Below are 1,509 nucleotides of genomic sequence, written 5' to 3'. Positions count from 1 at the left end.
GCCTCACACACGGAATTCCGGATACCTCCGCTCTCGGCACGATTGGAAGAGCGCCATGACACAGTTCGCGCTGCTTTACCCGGAACGATTCAACATTGGAGTCTGAATCTCAACCCGCCTCACACACGAAATTCCGGATACCTCCCTCACCCCCTATACAAACAATCGCAGCACGTCAAGCCGAGCGGATCAACCCACCCCACGGGGTTGGGTGCGTATCGAAACACGTTTATCCCACCGCTAAGCCCGACGGGATCTCTGCTGGTGAACCTGCCGAGTTGGGGATCATAGTAGCGATGCCGGTTATAGATCGTTGCCCGTTATGTGGCCGTCGTGGATGGCGGTCAACCCGGCAACGAGATCGCTTGCCAGTGATTTGACCTCATCCTCAGCTAGCGCACCGAGCGGCACGACAACGAAACGTTGGTCCCTTCGGAGATCCAGAGCAAAGCAGTAATCCCCACCGTCCGTACCGATGCCCACAAAGCCCCGGCCCATGCGTGTCGTGATCGAGTACAAGGCATTGAGTTCGATGACCTGCTCGACGGCCCACATGGACAGATAGAGGTCACCAACTTCGCCCTCGCCCCCATCCGACCACGCAAGGAAGTCCTTATAGTTCAATGGAAGCAGGACGCCTAGTGTCTTTTCCAGGCGAGCGATTTCTGCACGGGTAGCGGGAGCCCTTCTGCGAAAGTCGACGCCCAGCAACGCTGTGAAATCCGTCATTTGATGGCTCCGAGTTGGTCGAAATACTTCTACGCCTTCTTCAAGGTACGCTTACGGCAGTCGTCCGAGATCCCAGCAGCCCGCATATCTTGAGACGAATAGTTGAATTGATCCTGAATGCTGGTAGCCCACGGGTCCTGTCCCGCAGCCGTCATTGCGTCGCGACGTGCGTTCTGGCTATCGCTGATCGCTTTGTGGATCGGGTTTTGTGGGATAAGAATCGCAGGAGCTTCTCGGTAGTTGTACCCCTCGATTTCGTTCGCCTTAGCCCAACGATCCTGAATGATGTGGTGACTCTGATAGCCAGACGGCCGGGGGCTCGGTTGATTACCGTGGGGCTCAACGCCACATGGGCACCCGCATCGCTTCGCGAGACCAAGTGGATCAATCCAGCCCGTCGGGTTATCAGCGTACTGGTAGACGTTGATGCCGCCATCGAGGCCGATCGGGTCTTTCGACACGAACCGTCCGCTACTCGGATCATAGTACCGGTGCCGGTTGTAATGCAGCCCCGTCTCCTCATCCTCCTGCTGCCCCTGAAACCGCAACGAATTCCTCGCCACGATCCCCGCCGCCTTCGACGCCCGCGCGATCACCTCCCGCGCTTCGCCCACGCCTTGTACGACGCTTAATTGAACTCGTCCCACTACTCGAAGTGCATCACTGCATATGCCTTCAGGTGACCCTGCGCCTTCAGCACCTCTGCGGACAACATACCTTGCCGTCTTGCTCACGGGTGACCAAGGCCGAGCCGGAGTCGGCGAATTTGACGATTTCGTT

Annotated in this window: 1 protein-coding gene and 2 pseudogenes; all 3 read right to left on the bottom strand. The window is 57.7% G+C overall.

Annotated features, from left to right (window positions below; translation table 11 throughout):
• Positions 1-173: 173 nt before the first annotated feature.
• Positions 174-308, bottom strand: a pseudogene (locus HMPREF3115_RS29845) (RHS repeat-associated core domain-containing protein); the annotation flags it as partial.
• The gene (locus tag HMPREF3115_RS21200) at positions 304-729 is read right to left on the bottom strand and encodes an SMI1/KNR4 family protein (RefSeq protein ID WP_035489409.1); all 426 of its coding nucleotides are present in this window, start codon (positions 727-729) and stop codon (positions 304-306) included. The gene HMPREF3115_RS21200 and the pseudogene HMPREF3115_RS29845, both read right to left, overlap by 5 nt.
• A gap of 29 nt (positions 730-758) precedes the next feature.
• Positions 759-1,357 (bottom strand): annotated as a pseudogene (locus HMPREF3115_RS21195) (RHS repeat-associated core domain-containing protein); the annotation flags it as partial.
• Between the last annotated feature and the right edge of the window lie 152 nt (positions 1,358-1,509).

Origin of the sequence: Burkholderia sp. HMSC10F09 (assembly GCF_001806955.1) — a bacterium.
GTDB lineage: Bacteria > Pseudomonadota > Gammaproteobacteria > Burkholderiales > Burkholderiaceae > Burkholderia > Burkholderia multivorans.
This window is presented reverse-complemented; position numbering and strand designations above follow the sequence as displayed.